Source organism: Salinivibrio kushneri (assembly GCF_005280275.1).
GTDB lineage: Bacteria > Pseudomonadota > Gammaproteobacteria > Enterobacterales > Vibrionaceae > Salinivibrio > Salinivibrio kushneri.
Genome location: NZ_CP040021.1, coordinates 2098814 through 2120289 on the forward strand (window position 1 = coordinate 2098814; position 21476 = coordinate 2120289).

Sequence of the window (21476 nt, forward strand, 5' to 3'; positions counted from 1 at the left end):
ATAAGGCAACCGGAGACACAGTAAACCTGTGACTCCAGTGCCATGTCAGTGGTTTGATAGGCAGTTTAACTGGTCGCTTGAGTCATATTATGGTATTCGGAAGGAATCTGGTCCCAAGCGGATTTTATCTCTCTTAATAGTTCAATCACATCGTCGATGGGTTCCGGTTTATTTTCCAAATTCGCGGTACTCACCTGACGAATCATAAAGTCATAGATGGCGTCTAAGTTATCAGCGATATCGCCGCCATCATCCATTGATAGACATGCACGTAGATTAATAATGATATCTAACGCTTTACCTAACCGCTCACCTTTGACGGATAAGTCGCCTTGTGCCATGGCAGCTTTGCCTTGAATTAAGCGCTCAATCGCGCCGGCCATCAGCATTTGGATAACCTTATGAGGCGACGCAGCGCTTAATTGACTGTCAACCGAGACCTTCTTGTAGGCCTGTAGTGAGCCTCTCATAGTCTTCCTCACTTATTGAAATTTCTTATACAGCTGCACAGACTGCTTCCCCTTGCGCTGCTGTAACAAGCGCTTGGCAGCATCGGCTTTCTGCCCCTCGAGTGCATCAATGAGCGTTTCTGTTCTTGTTAACGCCTGAGACCATTGCTGTTGATTCGGCGCTTGTGGCGACGCTGCAATCTGGTCAAGTAACGCCTGTCTGTCATGCAATTGCTGAGCCAGCTTTTCTGAATCAATGTCACTCATGTTCAATTGCTGCGCAATAGCCTCATCAATCTGTTCGAGTGCGTCGAGCCATTCGGATACCTGGGTCATTATTAACCCGGCATAATGTTTTGCATAGCTTGTAACTGTGAACGCATTTGCGAGGTGGCTTCTTCCATCGCAGAAAAGCGCTGCATGGTGCGCGACTCTAAGTTTTCCATGCGGCGGTCTAGTTCTCGCTGGTCATCACGAAGGCGAAGTTTTTGCTCTGATAATGTGCTTTCACGATTACTGATCGCGCCCCCCGCGCCGGTAAAGCCGCCAACCACTTGTTCAAGCTGACGCGCAAAACCATCATTGCCACCAAAAAAGCCTTCCAGTGCGTTAAAGTTTTGACGCAGTTGTCGGTCAAGTACCTTGTTGTCGACTTCTAGACGACCGTCCATGGTGGTAGTGACGCCAAGCTCACTCAGGGTTTTCATTCCCTCAGGCGCTTGCTCAATCGGTGACGAGAAAAGGTTACGCAATCGACTGGTTGCCGTTCGAATGACACTTTCCCCCACCAAAGGGCCGCCTTGCTGGGTCTCGGGGTCATACTGACTCACCGCTTGCGAGACACGGAAAAACGCATTGTAATTATCCACGAACGACGTAATGGTCGAACGTACTGACTCTCGGTCATGCTCAACGGCGAGTGACAGCGGCTTATCACTGGTTTGCGCCACTTCCAGTGATACGCCTTCGATGGCATTATCAAAGGTGTTGGTCGCACTGGAGACTGACGCGATACCATCAATCAGTATCTTGGCATCTTGTGCGGCTTGCATTTGTGCCATGCCGTTATTAGCTTGCCCGGCTTTGAAGCCTAACTGGTAAAGCGCACTGCCCACTTGCGCATCAACACTGACTTCCACCTGATTGTCCGCCCCCGTTTTATTGCCATTCAACACCATGCGTGCACCGCTATCATCTTGGATAAGCGACGCTTGCACACCGGGGTTTTTCGGATCGCTATTAATCGCCCGCACGATGTCTGCCAAGCTGTCTTTGCCTTGGGGAACATCAATCACACTGGTGCGATTACCCATGGTGATAGTGAGCTTGCCACTACCTAAAGACGCCTCAGCATCAACGCCCGGTGACACAAGCTTGTGTGCACCCGCGAGTTGCTGAACATCGATTTGATAACGACCGGGAATGGCATCTGGCGTCGCGCTGGCGCCAAGTGCGTCTGGATTGCTGACGGATGTGGTTCTCGCCGCAAAACCTTCATTGCGACGAAAATCGTACATTTGGGTTTTGAGTTTATCGAGAGATTCTTTTAAGCGGCCAAACGCACTGATGTCGGTTTCAACCTCATTAGTGCGTTTGACAATGCGCTCTTGCTTGGGTGCACGTTCAGCATCCACGATTTTAGTGACCATGGCATTAATATCCATGCCACCGCCCATGCCTGCTGCCTTAACACTCATAACGACTCTCTCACCTCGTTATACCTTTTCTGTGACAAGCCCTCGCGCGTGTTGCGACAATTGCTTAGCAAGCTCTAACATTTCCTGCTCTGGGATCTGACGGATGATGTCACCACTGTTCATTTCATAAACGGTGATCACACTGCGCCCTGTGTCTTCATCCAAACGAAATGCGAGCCCTTTGTTAAAGTCGGACATAAACTCATCGAGCCGCTCTACCAACTTCTCCAGTTGTTGTCGTTGTAGTTGACGATTTTCCTCAATGCGCTGTGACTGCTCTACACGGCGTTGTTGCATCGATTCTCTCGCCTCACGACGTTCTGCCTGCTGATGCTGGCTGACCGGATCTGGGCGTACTTTTCCAACTCTTACATCTCTAGCAACCTTTGTGCCATCAGAGTGTACTGAGTGCGGCAGGGATGAATTTGTAACGGATGAAATGTCCATCGCTATTCACCTCCCAAAACGTAGCGGCGGCGATTAAGCCGCCACTCGTGAATGGTTTAACCGAGCAAGCTCAGTGCGGCTTGTGGTGCCTGCTTGGCTTGCGCCAAAATAGAGGTACCAGATTGCTGCAAGATTTGTGACTTGGTCAAGTTGGTTGTTTCTTTGGCAAAGTCAACATCACGGATCCGGCTGTTAGAGGCCGAGACGTTTTCATTAACGTTATCCAAGTTGGAAATGGTGTGACTCAAGCGGTTTTGCTTCGCACCCAATTCCGCACGGTGAGAGTCGATAAACTGCATCGCGTTATCAATCATACCCACGGCTTTTTGCGCACCACCCATAGACGAAACATCAACATCTTTAATGGTTTCATCCACTTTGGTACCCATCGCTAGCGATGTTGCCAACGCGCCCGTGAAGGTGGCATCAGACCCAGCACCGGTTACGATTTGTAGCTCGCCATCTTCAGTGACAGACGCGCTCAATTTATCATCCGCTTGACCATTGATATAAGTCGCGATTTCTTCAATATCGTCGCCACCTTTGGCCGTCACGTTGATAGACGTAGACGTGCCGTCAGCGTTAGTGATATTGATTGCCATGGTGGCACCGGCAGTCGCCGTCCAGCCTGCTGATTTTGCGTTAGCCGCTGTAAAGCTTGCCCCACCCATTTCACTGTGGTCTGCACGGATGTTTTTAAACTCCATCATCACCGCTTCACCGGCGTCTGCCCCCACTTGGAAAGAGCGGGTACCGAAGGTACCGTTAAGCAATTTCGCCCCACCGAACGAGGTGGTTTCTGCAATACGGTTCAGTTCGTCTTTCAGCGCAACAACCTCTTCTTGGATTGCAGCACGTTCAGAGTCACCGTTCGCACCGTTAGCTGATTGCAGTGACAAGTCACGCATACGTTGCAAGATGTTGCTTGACTCTTCCATCGCACCTTCAGCGGTTTGCGCCATTGAGATGCCGTCGTTCGCATTTCGAACAGCCACGCCCAAACCACTGCTTTGCGCCATCAAACGGTTAGAAATCTGAAGGCCTGCCGCGTCGTCTTTAGCACTGTTAATGCGAGAACCGGATGACAAACGCTCCATCGAGTTGTTCAGCGCATCGGTTGAATTATTCAAATAACGCTGAGCCGTCATCGCAGGGACGTTAGTGTTAACAGTAATAGCCATAACTATTCTCCTTTGGTTCTAGGTCCGGCTTCGCCCAGCTGACCAGGGAAAACCAGTATCAAAATTGTTCACAACCCATTTAGCGGCGCACGTTGAGAAAGCTTTAGCTTTTTTTATCGGTGCTTGGCGGTGCATTAACACCACTGCCGTAAGGCGCTATGAAGGTTAACGCCCAAAGGAGAAATATCTTTAGGAAGATTTTTAGAAAAATAGCACAAAAAAAAGCGGCAACTGATTGCCGCTTTTAGTGTGCTGATATGCAGGCATTATTGTAGGAGGTTTAGTGCCGCTTGCGGCATCTGTTTCGCTTGCGCCAGCATCGAGGTGCCCGCCTGTTGCAGGATTTGCCCCTTGGTCATTGCCGTGGTTTCTCGGGCAAAGTCGGTATCACGGATCCGGCTGTTAGACGCAGACACGTTCTCCTGGATATTCGACAAGTTACTGATGGTGTGACTGAGTCGGTTTTGCTTAGCACCCAAGTCCGCCCGTTGGCTATCGATATAGCGCATTGCAGAGTCAATGACCCCAACGGCCATTTGCGCGCCACCCACATCCGACACATCAAGGTCGGCGGCGGTGACCAAATCACCATTGCCAGACACCATCCCCAAAGAGGTCGCCAACCCGCCACCAAAGGTCACCGCACCTTCAACTTTGTGCTCTTCGATAAAGATTTGAAGTTGACCCTCTTCATCGACTGAGGCGGTTAACATTTCATCAGACTGACCATTGATGTAACTGGCCAGCTCTTCAACATCATCACCCGCTTTCGCTGCGATGGCCATGCTCACGTTTTGGCCATCTTTGGTGGTGAACTGCAGCTGTAATGTCGAGGCTGCGCCATCCACTTCCCATCCAGCTGATTTGGGTTGACCACCAACAAATTCTACGCCACCCATGCGGAAATCATCAGCGCGAATACTCGATAGTCCCATGATGATCGCCTCACCGGCATCCGCACCAATTTGGAACGAGGCTTCACCAAACGAGCCATTAAGCAATCGACGGCCACCAAACGCCGTGGTTTCAGCAATCCGGTTAAGCTCATCTTTCAGTGCTTCTACCTCTTCTTGGATAGCGACACGCTCAGATTTACCATTGGCACCATTTGCAGACTGGAGGGAAAGATCCCGCATACGCTGCAAAATGTTGGTCGATTCCTGCATTGCCCCTTCGGCAGTCTGCGCAATAGAAATACCATCATTGGCGTTTCGCATTGCCACATCAAGGCCTCGTGTTTGGGCAACCAAACGGTTAGAGATCTGCAAACCCGCCGCGTCGTCTTTAGCACTGTTAATTCGGCTACCTGACGACAGACGTTCCATTGAATTATTCAACTCATCGGTCGCTTTATTCAGGTAACGCTGCGCAGTCATCGCAGACACGTTGGTGTTAACTGTTACACCCATTTTGCTCTCCTTTGACTTTCGCTTGCTTTGCGAAACAGCCTACCCGCGACGTGTTGCACTGTGTTTGGCGGTGCTGCGGGAACAGCTTGTTAATCAGTTTCAAAATCAGCCCGTTCAAAAACTGGCCGCTTGAATAAACAAATACAATATGTGTGCCAACTTTTATAATTCTTTCAAAATCAGATATTTAAATGATTTTTTCATCCTCACAGCCAAGGCCAACTCGAAAAATTCTGCCGTTTTTCTGTGCTTAGCGGCAAGGTACGGCAATGCCTCGCCTAGCTTTTTGCCGTCTATATGAAAGTTAGCCTGCAAGTTAGCGGCCAACTTCTTTCAACAGCCGGACGCAAGGCATATTTTTTGCTAAATTATTGGTTTATCGATGCTCGCCAGCCTCATGCTGTGATGCACGAGGCTTTCACGGATAACAGGACGATGTAACCGATGACGCAAGACAATGACGGCCACACCAATATGACGCTGGATGACGCCTTTCAGCTCGGGATTCGTCTTTACCAAGAAGGGAAGAAACCCGATGCGCGGCAAGTATTCGAGCAAATACTGAGCCATGCCCCCGATACGGTTCAAGTGCGGCAAGTGCTGGCCGTACTGGATGCGGAAGCGGGACAATACGTGCAAGCAATGGCTCACCTTGACCACGCGCTTGAGCATGCCCCTGACGATCTGTCTTTGTTGTTCGATAAGGCACAGTTATTGACGCAACAAGGGCATAACCACGCGGCCATGGAAATCGTTGAAGCACTGTTTGCCGCCGCCCCCACCAACCAAGACATCCTTAATTTGCGTGAGCAGTTGACGGCCAAACTCGGCCTACAAGGAGAAAGTCGTCGAACGCACGCTTTGCGTGACGAGCTCCACCAGCTGAAGAACCAAGGGCTAGCGGATGAAATTAACAAAACCTTGTCAGTGGCAGCTGATTTGGTCGCTGATGGACACAGTGACCAAGCCGAACAGCTTTATCAAACCATACTCACCCTGGAGCCTGATTATCCACCTGCGCTAATGGCATTGGCACAGCAAGCATTGGATCAGAAAGCGTTCGGTAAAGCACAACAATTGCTACTACGTGGCAGTGACAAAGCACAGGCTCATCCAATTTGGCAACTGTTACTCATCCGTGCAGAAGCCGGGCTGGGTGAGTATGCTAGCGCGCGCCAGCGCTGCTTAACGACCTATAAGCAAACACAAGACACGGCATTTATGCGTCAACTCCTGGTGGTTTATCTCAATGAAGCAAACTGGTTAGAAGCAAGCAAACTGGCCAAACAATGTTTGCGTGATGAGCCTGAGCGCGGTGAGTTACATTATGCTTATGCCCGTGCGACCTTCGAACTGCTCAAGCAGCACCATCAATTTACCCAAGATAAATTAACCGATTGCTACCAGATCCACGAGAAGGCGCTCAATCATGTCAAAGATAAACAAGCCAATACACTACAAGCACAATTGGGCGAGCTTGACTGGTATATGGGCAATATTGACCAAGCTCAGCAGCGCCTCGAGACCCTGCTAGCTTCTCAGCCTGACGATCACGCACTGCGATTCAACCTGGCGTTTGTCTATCGCACGCAAATGGCATGGGAGAAATTCTATCAAGCCAATGAGGCGGGGATTGAGTGCGGTCGCCGCCTCAAATATCACGGTAACTTACCCCGTTGGGACTTGTCTCGGCCTGAGACGGATGCCGTGCTTATCATGCCCGAGCAGGGGGTCGGCGATGAACTGGCTTATTTACACAACGTCGCCATGGTGGTTGAGCGCGCCCGTCAAGTCTATGTCGGCTGTGATCCTCGCTTGGAGCCGGTGTTGCGTCAGGCTTTTCCCAGCACGGAGATTGTGCCCATTTCTCGCACTGACGGAAAAGATATTTTTGTGCCAGAACATGTCCTAGCCGATATTGATAGTTGGATTGCCGGAGGGTCGCTAGCGGGCCTGTGCTACCACCACTTTGGGCGTCACCTCTATCAACAAACCTATATTGTCCCGGATGTCGCCGCCGATGCGCCTTGGATCGCCCCGTTAGCCGAGTTACATCAACAAGGGCCTGTGTTTGGTGTGTGTTGGCGAAGTGGCCTCGCCGCCGCCACGCGTAACATTCACTATTTGGTGGCAGATGAATTAGCGGGTTGGATCAAAACCATGCGCCAGCTTTGTCCTGACGCCCAGTTTGTTAATTTACAATATGGCGAGTGTGATAAAGAGCTTAGTAAAATCAAGAAAAAAACAGGGGTTGAAATCGTCACCTTGCCTGGACTGGATCTTAAAAATGATTTTATGGGAACGGCTCACGCGATCAAACAGCTGTCTGGGGTGTTTACCGCCGGGACAGCGGTACACAGGCTGACGGTTGCCGTTGGCACACCGTGTTATGTGTTTTTTGCCGGCCATCAGAACAGTGATATGCAAACCCCTGATGCCATGCCAGGCTATGCTGAGTACGCGTTCAGTTACCCGCCTATGCTCAAAGACAAGCAACCTCTGCTTGATGCCATGGCACGCCGTATAGTGAGTGACCTCTGCCCTAAAGGATGAGCCCGCAAGCCTAACCGGAGACAAAACGGGGCCGCTGATGCGACCCCGTTTTTTCTTATCCTCGGCACCTTGTGACAATCAAACGCTGACACTTTGGATTAGATATAATTAAACAGCGAGAGATCTTTGGTTTTGGCAAAGGCCTGCTGAGAGGCTTGCAGCGCGAGCATGTCCTCGTTCATATCGATGGCCGCTTGGGTATAGTCCAAGTCTTCCATGGTGCCCAGTGAACGATTGAGGACCAACTTGAAGTCTTTGTGCATACTTTCTTGTCGATCGAGTGTGGTCAACCGTGTGCCGACCTCTGAGCGTGCCTTGTTCAAGTGCTTGAAGGCCGCCGCAAACTGTTCAGTCACTTGGTGGAGTTCTGCCGTAGCAGACGCATCATCAATATCGGCATATGATAGCGCGGCACCCTTTTTAAACGAATCGAAAATATTGAAGCTGTCTTGTCTTTCTAAATTGATGGTATCGCCTGGCTTCATCTCACCTTCGAAGGTCATTTTCAACGTGTTCCACTCAACGCCATTTTGCGGGTCATACAGCCCAGCACTGACTTCAGTGCCATCTTGCATCAACGAGTAGGTGGTATCGCCATTGGCATTAACATCAAAGGAAACCGAATAGTTAGAGGTATCCGCATCATTGGTATTTTCCGCTTTCGCCATCAGCAATAAAGAGCCATCTTCGAGATCATATTCGGGCTGATAGTCGCCAAAGGGATTATCAATTTCCATAAACAGTTTATCGCCTGGATCAGACGTCGGTACTTCCACCGCAGGGGCCACTTGGGCGGTACGAAAGTAACTATCTCCCGCATAACGCACATTGCCTTGACTATCACGATAAAACGGCTGTGTACTGGTCTGGGTACCGGAAAACAGAAAGTTACCTGACTCATCTTTGGTGTTTACCAAGTCCATAAAATTATCAAACATCCCTTGCAAGTCTTGCCGGTGCGCGGTGCGATCTTCCACCGATAATGAGCCGTTGATCATCGCCATCACTTTGCGTTTGGCGCCGTCCATGATTTGCTCGGACTCATCAATCGCGATTTCTTCGCGGGTTTGCCGGTTTCGCGCTAACGTAATCGAGTCAATAAATTGGTCAATTTGCTCATCTTGTTGGCGAAAGTTTTGAATGTAGATCGACGACACCGGATCATCACCGGATGTAATAACACGTTTCCCCGTCGCCATCTGCTCTTGGTTATCCTGTACCTTCACATTCTGGCGCATAATGTCGTTGGAGACAGACTGGTAATTGTGAAAGCTGGCAATACGACTAATCATACTGTCCTACCTTATCGCGTTGCATTGAGCAGAGAATCAAAGGTTTCATTGGCGGCGGTCATGATCCGTGACGCGGCCATATACGCGCGCTGAAACTTCATCATGTTGGCCGCTTCTTCATCTAGGTTCACCCCAGACACTTCCGCCACGCGACTTTCTGCGGCATCGTGTTCAACCATACTCACATCTTGTAGACGCTTATAGGAGGCTTTTTGTACCCCAAGATCGGTACTTAGCCCCTCATAAACATCGAGCACTGTCGAGCGACCGTTATCCATTAGTTTTTCCGTTTGCAGCTCTTGCATGCGGATCAGGTTACTGTTGTCACCATCCGCCGGGATCAAGCTGACCGCCAAGACATCATCGGGGGCCGCTTTATCGTTGACCTCAATAATGGTGCCGTTGACATCAATGGGTCCACCTGGCGGATAGGCCTGTGGCGCGACCAAGACTTGCCCCTTAGGATCGGTCACCGCAAATTGACTCCCATCGGGGGAGAGCCGAACTTGAAACTCTTTTTGTCCACCGGCTTGTAAAATTCGTACATCACCGTCGCCGTTACTCACCGAGCTTGCACTGACATAGCTTTGTGCCGCGATATCCGCCGGATCGTCCATAGTCACACGCATTTGCCCTGCCGCTGAGCGGGCGGGCCGAATTAAAACGCGCTCGTTAGCCGCCAACCCGGCATCCACTTGCACGCGCATCCCGTCGACATTAAAACTTGGCGGCGTGCCACTGGGGGTCACCGTCGATTGCTTTCCATCTGGTGAGGTGAGGGTATATTGGGTGCCATCAAACTTGAGTTGATAATCACCCCGTTTGAGCTGCTGAAGATCATCGATATAAACTTTCAAGTCTGCCGTGGAATCGCCGCTTTTTATCGCGCGCGCACTCGCAATACGGTCACTGTTATAGTCAGTGAAAATGTTCTTGCCAACCTCACCATTAAGATCGAACCCTTGCCCCTGTAAGTCATTGAGCGATTGGGAAAAGCCAATGGCCATCCGACCTAATTCGTCTCGCGCTTGTCCCAAGGTATCATCCCGATATTCAAACAATGCCCCGAGTTTGCCGCGGATGTCTTGATTAGAAATGGCTTTGACTGTCTTACCTTCCACCAATGCCAAACGACGCTCTTGATGATCAGGCTTACCCGGCAAGGTGGTCAACTCACTGCTATTCATGCCAGATACCAACATATGGCCACTGCCGATAATCACATTGAACAACCCATCTTCGCGCGTGTTCACACTCACCTGTGTATATTCAGAGAGCTCTCGGATCAACTTATCATGGCGGTCTAACAAGTCATTGGCTTCAGCGGGGGTTTTGAGCATTGCCTTATGCACGTCCACCAGTTCTTGGCCAATGTCATTCATCCGCTTAACGGTCGCGTCAATTTGAGAAGAGGTATCAATTGACTGCTGCTGCAACACACCATAAACATCGTTCATGCCAGCGGCGACCATACGCGCTTTTTCGAGCACGACTTTACGAGCCCCCATGTCACTGGGGCTATCGGCCAGCCCTTTAACCGCGCCATAGAATTCGTTCATGTTCTCGGGGATTTTTTTGGCCGAGTGCGCCATCATATCGTCAAGCCGACCAAGCTGTTCATTGCGGGCAGCGGCATGAGAAAGGTTTGATGTTGAGACATTTAATTCGTTAACCGCAAACTTGTCATAGTTGCGACGGATTGCCGCGGCATGGACACCGGTGCCGTAATTATTGCCGCCCCAAAAGTGGACATCATTGGTTTTTTGCTCAACCGACTGACGACTATACCCCTCCGTATTCACGTTAGAGATATTGTGACCTGTTGTATTCAGCTGTCGCTGCGCAGTCAGTACGCCTTGCGACCCAAGGGAAAGCAGGTCCAAGCCCATTGTGCCTCCAAATAACCCGGCAATTAAAACGAGATACTAAGAAACAAGCAAAAATTGAGCCAAGGAGAGGTCAAAAAGAAAAGTCATTGATAAACATGATGTTGAGAGAATAGTAAACCGCATCAAAGAGCGCAAAAAACAGAACGGCAAGCCCTTGCCTGCCGCTTTTCTAGTCCATCATGTCGCGGACTTGGTCGAGTACACGAATGACCTTATCCGCGTATTCCGGATCGGTCGCATACCCGGCTTGATGAAGCTCGCGAATAAACCGTTCAGGTTGCGCAGATTGTGATAAAGCTTGCTCATAGCGTGGATTATCACGTAAAAATGAGACGAAATCGTCAAAACTCTCTTGATAAGAGGGATACGAACGAAAGCTTGCCGTTTCTTTAACCGGGATCCCGTCATACACTTCCAGGGTTTGTGTCGCGACTTTATCGCCCCCCCAACGTTGATCCGCCTTTATATTAAACAAGTTATGACTGTTATCGCGGGCATTGGCAATCACCTTCTTTCCCCAACCGGTTTCTAGTGCCGCTTGAGCAAGAATAATCGCTGGATCAGTACCCAGCGCACGCGCCGCGCGACGTGCATGCGGCGCCAGCGTGTTTACAAAGGAGTCTGGCGAATCAAAGCCTTTTGACCGTTGGGACGCGGGGATACTGGTGGCTGGCGGCGCGATAGACTGGCTATCGAGCGCCGCTATCGCCTGTTCTGCTGCCTCTCGACTACGATTTTGATCCAACGGCAAAGATTGCGCCGACGCGCGAGCCGCTTCATTCATGTCTGGCTGGCTGTCGCCCTGCGCTTTGCCTAATTGTTCAACAATCATATCCGCGAGCCCCAGTGAGCCTTCTCGGCTGAGTTCACTGGCCATCTGCTCATCAGCCATCTGCTCATAAAACTTCGAGGTACGATCATCAATCAAGTCAGACTCAAATGCCTCATTGGCATCACGCATCGACTTGAACAGCATCTGAGTAAATAAGGACTCGAACTGCTCCGCCGCTGAACGCAACGCCGCTTTTTCATCCCCTTCTTCTCCTTTCACGGCTTGGCGACGTAATGAATCGAGCTGGCTTATATCGTGTACAAATTGACTATCAACAGGAGATTTCATGCGTTGCCCTATATCACTATCAATTGGCCATCGATGGCCCCGGCTTGTTTCAGCGCTTGCAAAATCGCCATGAGATCCGAGGGTGCCGCGCCAACCCCATTCACGGCACGTACGAGATCGTCTAGGGTCACGCCAGGTTTAAAGTGGAACATTCGCCCTTCTTCTTCCTCAACATTGATCTCAGTATCAGGCGTGACCACAGCTTCACCGCCTCCTAGTGGATTAGGTTGATCAACGTTGAAGTCCTCTTGTATGGAGACCGTCATTCCCCCATGCGTAATGGCGGCTGGGCGAAGGCGAACATTTTGCCCAACCACAATGGTGCCGGTGCGAGAGTTAACGATTATTTTCGCTGCCGCATCACCCGGCTGAAACTCAATATTTTCCACGGTGGATAAGAAAGCCACGCGCTGGCTCACATCGCGTGGCGCTCGGACTCTCACTGAGGTCGCATCCATGGCCGATGCGGTCGACGGACCAAGAAAGCGATTAACCGCATCCGCCATACGCTGTGCGGTGGTAAAGTCGGATTGGAACAGGTTAAAGGTCAGGTAATCACCACGACCAAAGGGATTAGGGACTTCCCGCTCAACGGACGCGCCATTGGTAATACGGCCAACGGTTGGGGTGTTGCCCACCAGCTGAGAGCCATCGGCACCGGTCGCGCTAAAGCCACCGACAATCAAGTTTCCTTGTGCGGTTGCATAGACCTTACCATCCAAACCTTTGAGAAAAGTTTGTAGCAAGGTGCCGCCACGTAAGCTCTCTGCCGACCCAATCGACGACACAGTAACGTCAAGTTTTTGACCTTGTTTGGCAAACGCAGGCAGATCAGCGGTGACGGCGACGGCGGCAATATTGGCCGATTGAGGATTGATATCTGGCGGTAATTGGATGCCAAAGTTTTCTAGCATCGACTTAAAACTTTGATCGGTAAAGGGCGTGCTCTCGCCGGTACCCGGTAACCCCACTACCAAGCCATAACCCGTTAGGGTGTTACTGCGTACCCCAGCCACCTCCGCCACATCTTTGATGCGCGCGGCCAGGCTTGGCATCGCCACCGTCAGCAGGACTATCGATAACAACCACTTTTTCACGTCAACTCTCCGGCACATTGTAGGGCTACAAGGTGACATTAAAGAATCGTGCCAACCAGCCTTGCTCTTGGGTATCTTGTCGCTCACCAGTGCCTGAATACTGAATTCTGGCGTTGGAAATTCGGGTCGATGCAATGGTGTTGTCAGGGCCGATATCGGCCGGACGAATGGTGCCGCTGAGACGAATGTACTCATCCCCGGAGTTCAAAGTAAGCCACTTTTCACCACGCACCATCAGGTTACCGTTCGCCAGCACATCCACCACCTGCACAGAGATAGAGCCTTGAAGACTGTTACTTTGATCCGCTGAGGTAGAGCCAGTTACCGAATTGTCATTACTGACTTCGTAAGACAAGGTTCGCTCGCCAATGGTGATCTCTTCACCACCAAGCGAGAGGGGATCCATGGTCAGATCATTGGATTTGGCTAAGTCAGAACTGGCGCTTTTTTGTGCTTGGGTATTTTCTTCCAGCATCACGGTCACAATGTCGCCTAGCCCGCGAGGCTTGGAGCCATCATAGAGATCACGCTGTTCACTGGCATTAAACAAAGAGCCCGTTGCCGTGGCATAGTGCTCAGGAGGCTGTTGTGGGCGAATCGGCGACCATGCTGGATCGTCAGCTTTGGGATCATCACGTTGGCGCAACAAACCAATCAAGCCTTCGCTCTCTGGTGTGGTGTCCCCTTCTACCGCGTCGGTGGTCGAGGTCGCTTGGTCAAGATCACTGCCTGTATCTTGTTGCCCCGGCAATGAACAGCCACCCAGCCCCAACAAGGTGGCAAAGAAAAGGCCTGGGATTAATATACGTTGCACCGACATCATTGCCTCCTAAACCTTACTTAAAGCTGCTGATTGACGTAGCTGAGCATCTGGTCAACCGACGAGATCACTTTGGAGTTCATTTCGTAGACACGCTGAGCCTCAATCATGTTCACCAGCTCTTCAGTCACATTGACGTTAGAGGTTTCCAGCATCGATTGCTTGACTTCACCAAAGCCATCAAGCCCGGGAACGCCTTCTTGTGGATCACCACTCGCGCCGGTGGGTAGGTAAATATTTTGGCCTATTGGCTCCAACCCACCTGGGTTAATGAAATCCACCGTAGTAATTTGACCCAGTACCTGGTTCTCTTGCTGACCTCGTAATCGCACAGACACTTCACCATCGGTTCCGACCGTCACTTGCACCGCATCGTCGGGAACGGTGATTTCAGGCTCTAGCGTATAGCCTGAACCTGACGTCACTATCGTGCCTTCATCATTCAAGGTAAATTGGCCGTTACGCTGATAGCCGATGTTGCCATCAGGGAGCAGCACTTGGAAAAAGCCGTCTCCCTCAATCATCATGTCGAGGGCATTGTCTGTGGTTTGCACATTACCATTGGTGTGGACACGCTGGGTGGCCACCACCTTTGAACCGGCACCGAGCATCAATCCACTTGGCAACTCAGTGTTCTGTGAGGATTGCCCACCTGGTTGGTTAATGTTCTGGTAGAAGAGATCTTCAAACACCGCGCGTGATTTTTTAAACCCGACCGTGGATGCGTTGGCTAGGTTATTCGAAATCGTCGAGATATTGGTCTGCTGCGCATCAAGTCCGGTTTTACTGACCCATAATGCTGGATGCATAATTACTTCCTCTTAATAAACCTTAGCCAAGCCGCAATAGTGATGCTGACGACTCGTCCATTTTTTCTGCGGTTTTCATTAACTTCACTTGCATTTCAAAATGACGTTGCAAGTCGATTAACCCAGTCATCTCACCCACAGCGTTGACGTTACTGCCTTCTAACGCCCCTGTTTGCAGCGTGACACCAGCATCGGCTGGAAACACGGTGCCGGCCTCTTTGGGTTTGAACACACCGTCTTTGTCTTTAAAGAGATCTTGATTATCTGGGCGAACCAGTTTGATTCTATCCACCACTTCCATCGCATCAGGTGGCGCACCTTGGGGGAGTACAGAAACACCGCCGTCTTTGCCCACTTCTATTTTTGCTGCAGGGAGGGGAATAAATATCGGGCCCCCACTCTCTCCGACAATGAGGTTACCATTACTGTTTTGGAGTAGGCCGGTTTGATCCACTTTGAGATGGCCGGCACGGGTGTAGCCTTCTTGCCCTTGGCTGTCTAGCACTGACATCCAGCCTTCACCTTGCACCGCCACATCCAGATTACGACCTGTGGTAATGGTTGAGCCTTGCTCGAAGCTGTATCCAGGTCGCTCAGTCATATTGAATACTCGACTGGGTAACCCCTCGCCATAAGCTTGCATTGATCGAGACTGTTCAAGGTCAGCCCGGAAACCGGTGGTGCTGACATTGGCCAAGTTATTAGCGCGCAATTGCATAGCCTGCATATCTTGCTTTGCGCCACTCATGGCAAGGTATAACGAGCGATCCATAATTGGTTGCCTCCACAATCGTTCTACACAGAAGAAAGCAAAGAGCGTGCCAGTAATTTTATGCCTTTAAGATCAATCTATTACTAGTATTTTCGCCGCCAGAAAGGGGGGAGAGGAGAGAGGAAATGGAAAAGCCTTGCCGCCCTATCAGTGGGCGGCAAAGCTAATGTCACTAACGGATTTGTAGAATATTTTGTTGCATCTGGTTACTCACTTCCAAGGCGCGTGAGTTAGCCTGAAAGTTTCGCTGCGCGGTAATCAAGTCAACCAACTCTTGGGTCATATCGATATTGGACTGCTCGATCGTCCCGCTTTTTACCTGACCAAAGGCGCCTTGCATCGCTTCACCAAAAACGGGATCACCCGAATCTTGAGTCACATCCCATTGGGTATTGCCTACTTGGGCTAAGCCTTGCTGGTTGGCGACGCGCACCATCGCAACCCGCCCCAACGCGACATTTTCACCGTTACTGTAGGTCGCCATAATGGTGCCTTTAGGATCAATATCGACCTTGGTGAGATACCCCGTGGTTGCACCGTCGTCAGTAAATTTACGCATCTCAAACGGCGCGGCATATTGAGTCGGATTATCGAAGTTGAGCGTGAGCTGCTGGTCACCGTCAGCCCCGTTCATTTCTAGCCCCGCACCCGCTGGCCCCAAGGCATCGGTCACGATCGGGTTACCGCCATTGATGCTGTTCACCGAGCCATCGGAGTTAAAGTCGATGGTGTGGCCAACCTGTCCAGCGGCATTGGTAGCATTACCGCCTTGGATATTCACCGGCTTTTCACCTTCAGGATCTGTCATGGTGTAGTACACCGACCAACTGTTCGGATTCGCCGGATCGTTACCTTTTACATAATACGTCGACAATTTGTACGGCTGACCCAGTGAGTCATAGACCGTTGCCGACGTTTGCTTGTTATAGGTTTCTGGATCTTCAAAGTTAAACTGTGCGGGATCTTTCTCTTCCCCGCCGGCCGGTAAGTTCAAGCCAATATCGACATTTTCTGATGCACGAGGCTGGCCAAACTGATCGGGCACATTGAGCGACTGCGGCTCATAAGACGAAACCTGCTGGGTGTCAGGGTCGACATTATAACCGAGCAAATACTGACCCTCAGAGTTGATAATGTCGTTATTTTTATCAAGGTGGAAGGCACCGTTGCGCGTTAAGTGGTAATCGTTATTTTGCAGCTTGTCATTTGACACGCCGAAAAAGCCGTTACCGCTAATCCGCAAATCAAGTGGGTTGTTGGTGTAGATACTTGAGCCTTCGTGGAACTGCTGTGCCACGGTCGACGTTTGTACACCGGTCCCGTTAGTGGTCTTCGAGTTTGAGAAGATAGAGGTTGAGTAGACATCACCAAACTCAGCACGCGATTCCTTAAAGCCATACGTATTGGCATTCGAGATGTTGTTACTGGTGGTGTTCATGTCTTTCTGGGCCGCACCAAGGCCACTTAACGCAATATTAAAACCCATTGCTTTTCACTCCTAATAAATCGGTTAGCCTTTCGTCACATTTCCGACGTCGGCGTTACCGACCTCTAGCACTTCAGCCAGTTTCATCGGTGAGGAAAAGCCAGCAATATTCAACATCACATTGCCATCGCCATTCCCCAGCAAGACACTGTTTACATTGGCATAGGTCGATACATCAAACTCTTGGGTTTGGCCATCAACCATGCCACTTACTTTAATTTTGTACGTACCCTCCGGCATAGGATTGCCGTTATCGTCGAGCCCGTCCCATTCAACGCGGTGATCGCCCGGCGGCTTAGCGCCCATACTGAAGGTTCGCAATAGTTGCCCTTGCTCGTTTTCCACCCGAACACTGACATTATCCAGCGCTTGGGGCAGCTTCACCATTCCTGCAACACCGCCCGTTTCACCTTTCACCCCCGTGGAGCCGGGGACGAGGACGTCACGTCCAACCAAAGATGACGCTTGCAATGCCTGGTTAGACGTAATCGACTCATTGAACGTATCAAATTGCTTATTCATTTTGCCGATGCCCTCAACCGTGGCAAACGACGCCATCTGTGAGATCATCTTGTCATTATCGACAGGTTTAGACGGATCCTGCTGTGACAGCTGTTTGGTGAGCAATTTGAGAAAGTCTTCCTGCTCGAGTGCTTGCTTACCCGTGGTCGAGTCTTGCTTCTCTTGCAGTTTTTTCTCTTGCTGCGCCTTTAGCTGGTCAATGTAGGACAGTCCGTTCGTTGAACCTGTACCGTCGATTCCGGCCATCTTCGCCTCCTACATTACTGACCCATCTGAAGCGTACGCATCAGCATTTGTTTACTCGCATCGGCCACCTGCACATTGGTTTGATAGGCGCGCGATGCGGAAATCATGTTCGCCATCTCTTCCATCACATTGACGTTCGGCTTAAAGATATACCCTTCATCATTCGACATCGGATGGTTGGGGTTATATTCCGCGCGTAATGGTTTCTGGCTTTCGACAATACCATCAATGTTGACTGGCACACTTTCACCCTGCTGCTTAAAGCGATTAAGCTCCGCAGAGAAAATCGGATGCCGGGCTCGATACGTCTCTTCAGCAGAGCTGCTCACCGAATTGGCATTGGCCAGGTTACTTGATGTGGTGTTCAATCGTACTGATTCGGCACTCATCGCCGATCCCGACACGTTAAAAATATTAAACAAACTCATCGATTATTTCCCATTCAATGCCTTTTTCATGTTCTTGAACTTAGAGCCAAGAAAATCCAGTGAGGCTTGGTATTCCAGTGCGTTCTGCATGAACAAGTTCTTTTCTAATTGCGCATCAACCGTGTTGCCATCGCCGGTATCTGGCTGTGTGGGGATACGGTACTTCTTTTCCCCCATCACTTGGCTAGAGGCAGCAATGTGCCGCTCATTGGTGCGGCTTAGGCCAATACTTGCCTCGGATGTTGCCGCTTTTAGGGCGCGTTGAAAGTCGATGTCTTGCGCCTTGTAACCTGGCGTGTTGGCATTTGCAATGTTGCTAGACAGGGTTTCTGCCCGCTTGCCTCTTACGCCAACCGTGTGCTGGTGCACACCAAGTGCATTGTCAAATGTGATCGCCATGGACAACCTCCGAGTTCTTACTGCATGGAATAAAGCAAACAGGGTGCCAAGTTTCTAGCAAGGCTTCTTTTTTATCTTAAACCCAGGTGGGACGTGGACTGAGAGCAGGGGCACTGATGAATGAAAAACGAGAGCGCGAGACTAGGAGGCAAAAAAGCGGCAAACAATGTGCCGCTTTTTGCCGTCCTCTATTTAAGCTTATAAATAATGCCAGGGTTACACCGAATCATCTCGAACTTGTCAGTTAACCCCGTGAGTGACTCCGACGCGCCCAAGATCAAATAACCGCCGGGATTCAGTGCTCCCGCCATTTGATTCAACACTTTGGCTTTCATATCAGGTGAAAAGTAAATCAATACATTACGACAGAAAATGATGTCAAACTTGCCTAAAAGGCTGTAGCTTTCCATCAAGTTTTGTGGGCGGAAGGTCACCATGCGCTTTATATTGTCTTTGATCCGCATTTTGCCGTCACCGACATCTTCAAAAAACGTACGACGACGCTCTGGCGACAGCCCGCGTCCTAGTGCCAGGTTGTCATAGATCCCCTGACGACAGGCTTCTAACATCGACGTGGAGATATCGGTGGCGGTGATGCTTACGCTGCCCATCATGCCAGGTTTACGCTGCTGGGTTTCCGCGACTGTCATGGCAATCGAATACGGCTCTTGTCCTGACGAACTCGCCGAGGACCAGATTTTAATCGGCTTACGTGATTTAGCCAGCTCGGGTAACAAGCGATGTGCCAGCACCTCATACGGATAGGTATCACGAAACCACAATGTTTCGTTGGTGGTCATCGCATCAATGGCCGCAACCGCGAGTTCACGATTACGCCCCGTAATCACCGACTTTATCAATTCTGACAGCGACCCCACGCCAAATTTATTCACCAGCGGGCTCAAGCGACTACGTACCAGATACTGCTTGCTGTCTCCCAGTACGATCCCACACTTGGCTTCGAGATGTTTGCAAAAGTCTCGATATTCTTGGTCACTGATTGCTACATTTGTCATTAATTAACTCAATCGCTTTGGTTGGGTTACGACTTAACCGCCTCGAGTACGGCAGAGCCCAATTCGTCAGGGTCGAACTTCGCGATAAACGAGTTAGCCCCGACACGCTCAACCATGGCCTCATTAAATACCCCACTCAATGATGAGTGCAATACTACATGAAGATCTTTAAGACTCGAATCTTTTCTAATCTCAGTTGTGAGGGTATACCCATCCATTTCAGGCATTTCGATATCGGAGATCACCAAGGCAAGTTGACTATAGATGCTTCCCTCAGCGGCCATTTCTTTCAGTTTTTCGAGTGCTTCTTTGCCATCTTGTACCAAGATAACGTCATAACCGACGCTTTCAACCGCGCGCTTCACCTGTCGGCGTGCAACGCTGGAATCATCGGCCACTAGCACTTGACTCGGAGCACTTTCTTCCCGCTCTTCACGTTTCGAGAGTACTTCCTCACTCACATCTTCATTCACAGGTGCGATTTCATTGAGAATTTTCTCAACATCGAGCACTTCCACTAACTCGTTATCAATTTCGGTAACCGCCGTGAGGTAGTGGGATCGCCCTGTCCCTTGAGGAGGGGGGAGAATTTTTTCCCAGTTCATGTTAACGATACGCTCGACCGAGCCGACAAGGAAGCCCTGCATCGAACGGTTGAATTCTGCAATGATCACAAAGCGATTCTCTGGATCAGGAATAGCTGGCCCGCCAGTTGCTAGGCTCATGTCGATGACAGAAACGGTTTGACCGCGGATGTGAGCCACTCCTTTCACCAAAGGATGCAAATTTGCCATTGCGGTGAGTCGTGGGCATTGCAGCACCTCTTTGACTTTAAATACATTAATGCCAAAGCGCTGTTTTCTCATCAGGCGGAAAGTCAACAGCTCTAACCGGTTTTGTCCTACCAGCTGCGTACGCTGGTTGACCGAATCAAGAACACCACCTGTCATAAGATAAACTCCATATTGCCCCGTTTTTTTTGTAGAGTAGCATGGTAATCATAGTGGGTAATCACATGACTCTCGAGAAAAGAAGGGATTTTTTTCTTAACGTCCGCTACTGCTGGATTGAACTATGTCCAAGATATCATGTTTATTTATCGTCGTTTGGCTTACAAGCTTTAGCGTAAGTATAGCTGCTGCGACAGTAAGTCAAATTGAAGCGGTGCAAGAAGCCGCGGAGGCGCATGTCGCCGATATTATTTCGCTGCCTAAAAATGGCGAACTCAACATCGCGGCGGGGAACCTTGATTCGCGTATGCGTCTCACCGATTGCCCAGTGCCACTCGACACCAAAGTGCCAGGTCGTCAACAGATTAATACCTCAGTGACCGTGATGGTGTCTTGTGATCGAGACAACTGGCAAGTGTATATTCCGGTTAAAATCGAGCTGATGACCCTCTCGGTTGTCGCAAAGCGACCGCTCAATCGTGGCATGACTATTGCTTCAAATGATGTAGCCGTTCAGATGGTAAATAGTCGGTTTCAACGCGGGCATACCTATACGCAACCCGCACGTTTAATTGGCTCTAAAGTCAAACGAACCGTGGGGATAGGTGAACCGATCAGCAGTAACGATGTCTGCGCCGTGTGTCGAAATGATGACGTTTTGATCACTGCGCAAGGAAACGGACTGAACATTGTTGCAAAAGGCACGGCATTAAGTGATGGCGCTCTAGGTGAGCAAATAAAAGTGAAGAACAATAAATCTAACCGGATTGTCGATGCTACAATCTCAGCGGTCGGCGAAGTGACGGTTAATTTCTAACTTTTTACGTCACACTGCTAAAGTAACTGCAAGGTGTGCCGATACGCTGAGCAACGGACTCAAAAAGCGACTGACAG

The 21476-nt window shown here is 50.2% G+C and carries 21 protein-coding genes; 2 read left to right on the forward strand and 19 right to left on the reverse strand.

The genetic code is table 11. From position 1 onward, the window contains the following. Positions 1–65: 65 nt before the first annotated feature. From fliS to FCN78_RS09835, 6 genes are all read right to left on the reverse strand, one after another. Positions 66–470 carry a flagellar export chaperone FliS gene (gene fliS, locus FCN78_RS09810; protein ID WP_046074953.1) on the reverse strand — a complete coding sequence of 135 codons (405 nt, stop codon included), beginning with the start codon at positions 468–470 and terminating at the stop codon, positions 66–68. A gap of 12 nt (positions 471–482) precedes the next feature. Next, on the reverse strand, positions 483–785 hold the full coding sequence (locus FCN78_RS09815; RefSeq protein ID WP_077456377.1) for a hypothetical protein: 303 nt from the start codon (positions 783–785) through the stop codon (positions 483–485). A gap of 2 nt (positions 786–787) precedes the next feature. Then, the gene (gene fliD, locus FCN78_RS09820; RefSeq protein WP_077522305.1) at positions 788–2146 is read right to left on the reverse strand and encodes a flagellar filament capping protein FliD; all 1359 of its coding nucleotides are present in this window, start codon (positions 2144–2146) and stop codon (positions 788–790) included. Between the two features lie 18 nt (positions 2147–2164). After that, positions 2165–2563 carry a flagellar protein FlaG gene (locus FCN78_RS09825; RefSeq protein WP_268794361.1) on the reverse strand — a complete coding sequence of 133 codons (399 nt, stop codon included), beginning with the start codon at positions 2561–2563 and terminating at the stop codon, positions 2165–2167. Between the two features lie 86 nt (positions 2564–2649). After that, positions 2650–3774: a flagellin gene (locus FCN78_RS09830; RefSeq protein WP_077649423.1), complete on the reverse strand. Its 1125-nt coding sequence runs from the start codon at positions 3772–3774 to the stop codon at positions 2650–2652. 266 nt (positions 3775–4040) lie between these two features. Next, complete coding sequence (locus FCN78_RS09835) at positions 4041–5183, reverse strand: flagellin (RefSeq protein ID WP_077456385.1); 1143 nt, start codon at positions 5181–5183, stop codon at positions 4041–4043. A gap of 444 nt (positions 5184–5627) precedes the next feature. On the opposite strand from FCN78_RS09835, the gene FCN78_RS09840 reads away from it, so the two are divergent. Continuing rightward, on the forward strand, positions 5628–7736 hold the full coding sequence (locus FCN78_RS09840) for a tetratricopeptide repeat protein (protein WP_077659355.1): 2109 nt from the start codon (positions 5628–5630) through the stop codon (positions 7734–7736). Positions 7737–7834: 98 nt separating this feature from the next. Here FCN78_RS09840 and flgL read toward each other — a convergent pair whose 3' ends face one another. The 13 genes from flgL to FCN78_RS09905 all read right to left on the reverse strand — a co-directional run bounded on the left by flgL (position 7835) and on the right by FCN78_RS09905 (position 20582). Beyond that, the gene (gene flgL, locus FCN78_RS09845) at positions 7835–9028 is read right to left on the reverse strand and encodes a flagellar hook-associated protein FlgL (RefSeq protein WP_077659356.1); all 1194 of its coding nucleotides are present in this window, start codon (positions 9026–9028) and stop codon (positions 7835–7837) included. A gap of 11 nt (positions 9029–9039) precedes the next feature. Further along, on the reverse strand, positions 9040–10917 hold the full coding sequence (gene flgK / locus FCN78_RS09850; protein ID WP_077522315.1) for a flagellar hook-associated protein FlgK: 1878 nt from the start codon (positions 10915–10917) through the stop codon (positions 9040–9042). Positions 10918–11086: 169 nt separating this feature from the next. Continuing rightward, positions 11087–12037 (reverse strand): flagellar assembly peptidoglycan hydrolase FlgJ, encoded by a 951-nt coding sequence (flgJ, locus tag FCN78_RS09855; RefSeq protein WP_077659357.1) that lies wholly within the window; start codon positions 12035–12037, stop codon positions 11087–11089. An 8-nt stretch (positions 12038–12045) separates the two neighbouring features. Beyond that, positions 12046–13092 (reverse strand): flagellar basal body P-ring protein FlgI, encoded by a 1047-nt coding sequence (locus FCN78_RS09860; RefSeq protein WP_369801983.1) that lies wholly within the window; start codon positions 13090–13092, stop codon positions 12046–12048. A gap of 67 nt (positions 13093–13159) precedes the next feature. Continuing rightward, positions 13160–13957, reverse strand: coding sequence for a flagellar basal body L-ring protein FlgH (locus tag FCN78_RS09865; RefSeq protein ID WP_240789785.1), 798 nt, complete (start codon positions 13955–13957; stop codon positions 13160–13162). 17 nt (positions 13958–13974) lie between these two features. Beyond that, entirely contained in the window at positions 13975–14763 is a 789-nt protein-coding gene (gene flgG / locus FCN78_RS09870) for a flagellar basal-body rod protein FlgG (RefSeq protein WP_069363210.1), read from the reverse strand. Positions 14764–14785: 22 nt separating this feature from the next. Continuing rightward, complete coding sequence (gene flgF / locus FCN78_RS09875) at positions 14786–15535, reverse strand: flagellar basal-body rod protein FlgF (RefSeq protein WP_077599131.1); 750 nt, start codon at positions 15533–15535, stop codon at positions 14786–14788. A 172-nt stretch (positions 15536–15707) separates the two neighbouring features. Beyond that, the gene (gene flgE, locus FCN78_RS09880) at positions 15708–17021 is read right to left on the reverse strand and encodes a flagellar hook protein FlgE (protein WP_077599130.1); all 1314 of its coding nucleotides are present in this window, start codon (positions 17019–17021) and stop codon (positions 15708–15710) included. A 24-nt stretch (positions 17022–17045) separates the two neighbouring features. Beyond that, positions 17046–17789, reverse strand: a complete 744-nt coding sequence (gene flgD, locus FCN78_RS09885) for a flagellar hook assembly protein FlgD (RefSeq protein ID WP_069363213.1) — start codon at positions 17787–17789, stop codon at positions 17046–17048. 14 nt (positions 17790–17803) lie between these two features. Continuing rightward, entirely contained in the window at positions 17804–18217 is a 414-nt protein-coding gene (gene flgC, locus FCN78_RS09890) for a flagellar basal body rod protein FlgC (protein WP_077456397.1), read from the reverse strand. A 3-nt stretch (positions 18218–18220) separates the two neighbouring features. After that, positions 18221–18616 (reverse strand): flagellar basal body rod protein FlgB, encoded by a 396-nt coding sequence (flgB, locus tag FCN78_RS09895; RefSeq protein WP_046074968.1) that lies wholly within the window; start codon positions 18614–18616, stop codon positions 18221–18223. 188 nt (positions 18617–18804) lie between these two features. Beyond that, on the reverse strand, positions 18805–19632 hold the full coding sequence (locus FCN78_RS09900) for a protein-glutamate O-methyltransferase (RefSeq protein ID WP_069363215.1): 828 nt from the start codon (positions 19630–19632) through the stop codon (positions 18805–18807). Between the two features lie 26 nt (positions 19633–19658). Continuing rightward, positions 19659–20582: a chemotaxis protein CheV gene (locus FCN78_RS09905; RefSeq protein ID WP_069363216.1), complete on the reverse strand. Its 924-nt coding sequence runs from the start codon at positions 20580–20582 to the stop codon at positions 19659–19661. A 124-nt stretch (positions 20583–20706) separates the two neighbouring features. Between FCN78_RS09905 and flgA the strand changes: the two genes are divergently transcribed. Beyond that, positions 20707–21399 (forward strand): flagellar basal body P-ring formation chaperone FlgA, encoded by a 693-nt coding sequence (gene flgA / locus FCN78_RS09910; protein ID WP_077659358.1) that lies wholly within the window; start codon positions 20707–20709, stop codon positions 21397–21399. The last annotated feature ends 77 nt before the right edge of the window (positions 21400–21476 follow it).